The 4,283-nt window shown below is 67.5% G+C and carries 1 protein-coding gene; it reads right to left on the reverse strand.

Annotated elements, in window-relative coordinates:
• Positions 1-4,283, reverse strand: a 4,283-nt coding sequence (locus P0Y43_RS26575; protein ID WP_275640237.1) for an amino acid adenylation domain-containing protein, incomplete at both ends; no start/stop codon positions are given.

Raw genomic sequence — 4,283 nt, forward strand, 5'->3', positions numbered from 1 at the left:
AGCTCAGCGTCGAGCACGTAGGTTTGCAGGTTGGCGATCGGTTGGCCGATCGGCACGGCATCGCGGCCTTCGTCGCGGCAGGTCCAGTGGGTGACGTCGATGGCGGCTTCGGTTGGGCCGTAGAGGTTGTACAAGCCCGCGTTCGGCAAGCGAGCCAGGACCTGGTCCTGGGCATCCACCGGCAGCGCTTCACCGCTGCACACGATGCGGCGCAGGCTGGTGCAGGAGGCGACCTGCTCATCGAGCAGGAACATCTGCAGCATCGACGGCACGAAGTGCAGCGTGCTGACCTGGTGCTCGTTGATCAGCTCGACCAGACGGCGTGGGTCGCGGTGGTCGCCAGGACCGGCGACGGCCAGGCGGGCGCCGGTCATCAGCGGCCAGAAGAACTCCCAGACCGAGACGTCGAAGCTGAACGGGGTCTTTTGCAGCACGGTGTCGCCAAGGCCCAGGCCGTAGGCGTGCTGCATCCAGCACAGGCGGTTGGTCAACGCGCGATGACGGTTGCCAGCGCCTTTCGGTTTGCCGGTGGAGCCGGAGGTGTAGATGACGTAGGCCAAATGCTCGGGCGCGACTTCGACGGCGGGGGTTTCTACCGAGAAGCTTTCAAGCGACAGGGTATCCAGCGCCAGCAACGGCAGCCCTTCGGGGCACGGAAGCGTCAGGTGCGATTGGGTCAGCAGCAAGCCGATGCGGCTGTCCTCGATCATGTAGGCCAGGCGATCTTCGGGGTACTCAGGATCCAGCGGCACATAGGCGCCCCCGGCCTTGAGGATCGCCAGCAGGCCGACGACCATTTCCAGGCTGCGCTCGACGGCGATACCGACCAGCACCTCGGGGCCAACGCCCAGCGCGATCAACTGGTGCGCCAGTTGGTTGGCGCGCTGGTTGAGTTCGACGTAGCTCAGTTCCTGCGCGCCAAAGCGCAAGGCCGGGGCATTCGGGGTGGCCAGCACTTGCTGTTCGATCAGGTGATGCACCGGGGTATCGAGCGGGTAATCGGTCACCGCCGTGTCGTTCCACTGCTCGACGATCAGCGCCTGTTCCTCGGCGTCCAGCAACGGCAGCTCCGCCACGTTCGCTTCAGGATTGGCGACGATGCCGTGCAGCAGGTTGATCCAGTGCCGCCCCATGCGCTCGATGCTGGCGCGCTCGAACAGATCGCTCGCGTAGATCAGCACCGCGCTCAGCGCTTGCCCCGAGTCCTGGGTTTCCAGGGTCAGGTCCAGCTGCGCGGTCCCGGCATCCCACGCCAGCGCCTCGACCGAGAGCCCCGGCAAGGCCAGCGCATCCGCCTGACGCACCGCATCCTGGTGGTTGTACATTGCCTGGAACAGCGGGTTGTGGCTCAGGCTGCGCTCCGGCTGCAACGCCTCGACCAGTTGCTCGAACGGCAACTCCTGATGCTGCTGCGCGCCCAGCGCCGCTTCTCGCGCCTGTTGCAGCAGGTCAAGGAAGGCCTGCCGGTCGCTGAACTCGGCCTTGAGCACCTGGGTGTTGACGAAGAAGCCGATCAGCCGCTCGGTTTCCAAACGGTCGCGGTTGGCGATGGGCACGCCGACGCGGATGTCGTTTTGCCCGCTGTAGCGGTGCAGCAGCGCCTGGAACGAGGCCAGCAACAGCATGAACAGGGTCACGTTCTGCGTCTGCGCCAGCTGGCGCAGTTGCTCGCCCAGCTTCGCGTCCAGCGCCAGTGCCACGCGCCCGCCACGGGCGCTCAGGGTGGCTGGGCGCGGGTGGTCGGCGGGCAGCTCCAGCACGCCGCTGGCGGCGCCCAGTCGGGCCTTCCAGTAGGCCAGCTGGCGCTCGCGTTCGCCGGCCTCCATCCACTGGCGCTGCCACAGGGCGTAGTCGGCGTATTGCACGGCCAGCGCCGGCAGCGCGGCGTCCTGGCCGTCGCGGGCGGCGTGGTAGCGGCGCACCAGTTCCTCGACCATCACCTGCATCGACCAGGCGTCGGAGACGATATGGTGCTGCACCAACAGCAGCACGTGTTCGTCCTCGGCCACGCGCAGCAGGTTGACCCGCAGCAGCGGGCCGTGGCGTAGGTCGAACGGGCGCTGCACCTGGGCCTGCACGTAGTCGCGAATGCGCTGTTCCGGCTCGGCGCCAGGCGCCAGGGTGTCGTGCGCGATCACCAGCGGGGCGGGTGCGGCGATATGCTGCACGGCCTGGCCGTCGTGCTCGACGAAGGTGGTGCGCAGGCTTTCATGGCGGGCGACCAGGCCGTCGAAGGCCGTGGCCAGCGCCGCCGTGTCGAGCGGGCCGCGCAGGCGCAGGGCGGCGGGAATGTGGTAGGCGGCGCTGTCGGGCTGCAACTGCCAGAGGAACCACTGGCGCTCCTGGGCGTAGGACAGCGGCAGCGCCTGGTCGCGCGCGGCAGGCAGCAGGGCGGGGCGGTCGTCGCTCTTGGCCTGGCCCAGGGCCTGGCAGAAGGCGGCCAGGGTGCTGTGCTCGAACAGCGTGCGCAGGGCGATGTCGATGTCCAGCTGTTGGCGGATGCGCGAGCGCACCTGGGTGGCCAGCAGGGAGTGGCCGCCCAGTTCGAAGAAGTTGTCATTGAGGCCCACGCGGTCGAGCTTGAGAACCTCTTGCCAGATGGCGGCGATGCGCTGTTCCAGCGCGCTGCGCGGGGCGACGTAGGCTTTCTGCGCGTGGCTGGCGTCGGGCTTGGGCAGCGCCTTGCGCTCCAGCTTGCCGTTGGGGCTCAGCGGCATGCGCTCGATGAACAGCAACTGGGCCGGGACCATGTAGTCCGGCAGGGCTTGGCGCAGCGGTTCGCGGAGGGCTTCGCGCAGGGTTTCTTGCGATTCAGGCTGCCATTCGCTCGGCACCACGTAACCCACCAGGGCGCCATCGATGGCCAGCACCACGGCTTCACGCACGGCGTCCTGCTCCATCAAACGGGCTTCGATCTCGCCCAGCTCGATCCGCAGGCCGCGAATCTTCACCTGGTGGTCGATACGGCCCCGGTACTCGATCACGCCATCGGCGCGCTGGCTGGCCAGGTCGCCGGTGCGGTACAGGCGCTGGCCGCTGCCGAACGGGCTGGTGATGAAGCGCTCGGCGGTCAGCGCCGGGCGGCGGTGGTAGCCCCGGGCGAGGCCTTCGCCGCCCAGGTACAGCTCACCGACCACGCCCGCCGGAACGGGTTGCAGCTCAGCGTCGAGCACATAGGTTTGCAGGTTGGCGATCGGTTGGCCGATCGGCACGGCGTCACGGCCTTCGTCGCGGCAGGTCCAGTGGGTGACGTCGATGGCGGCTTCGGTCGGGCCATACAGGTTGTACAGGCCCGCGTTCGGCAGGCGAGCCAGGACCTGGTCCTGGGCATCCACCGGCAGCGCTTCACCGCTGCACACGATGCGGCGCAGGCTGGTGCAGGACGAGACCTGCTCATCGAGCAGGAACATCTGCAGCATCGACGGCACGAAGTGCAGTGTGCTGACCTGGTGTTCGTTGATCAGCTCGACCAGACGGCGTGGGTCGCGGTGGTCGCCTGGGCCGGCGACGGCCAAACGGGCGCCGGTCATCAGCGGCCAGAAGAACTCCCAGACCGAGACGTCGAAGCTGAACGGGGTCTTTTGCAGCACGGTGTCGCCAAGGCCCAGGCCGTAGGCGTGCTGCATCCAGCACAGGCGGTTGGTCAACGCGCGATGACGGTTGCCAGCGCCTTTCGGTTTGCCGGTGGAGCCGGAGGTGTAGATGACGTAGGCCAAATGCTCGGGCGCGACTTCGACGGCGGGGGTTTCTACCGAGAAGCTTTCGAGCGACAGGGTATCCAGCGCCAGCAACGGCAGCCCTTCGGGGCACGGCAGCGTCAGGTGCGATTGGGTCAGCAGCAAGCCAATGCGGCTGTCCTCGATCATGTAGGCCAGGCGGTCTTCGGGGTATTCAGGGTCGAGCGGCACATAGGCGCCCCCGGCCTTGAGGATCGCCAGCAGGCCGACGACCATTTCCAGGCTGCGCTCGACGGCGATACCGACCAGCACCTCGGGACCAACGCCCAGCGCGATCAACTGGTGCGCCAGTTGGTTGGCGCGCTGGTTGAGTTCGACGTAGCTCAGTTCCTGCGCGCCAAAGCGCAAGGCCGGGGCATTCGGGGTGGCCAGCACTTGCTGTTCGATCAGGTGATGCACCGGGGTATCGAGCGGGTAATCGGTCACCGCCGTGTCGTTCCACTGCTCGACGATCAGCGCCTGTTCCTCGGCGTCCAGCAACGGCAGCTCCGCCACGTTCGCTTCAGGATTGGCGACGATGCCGTGCAGCAGGTTGATCCAGTGCCG

The organism is Pseudomonas entomophila (genome assembly GCF_029193575.1).
Taxonomy (GTDB): domain Bacteria; phylum Pseudomonadota; class Gammaproteobacteria; order Pseudomonadales; family Pseudomonadaceae; genus Aquipseudomonas; species Aquipseudomonas entomophila_G.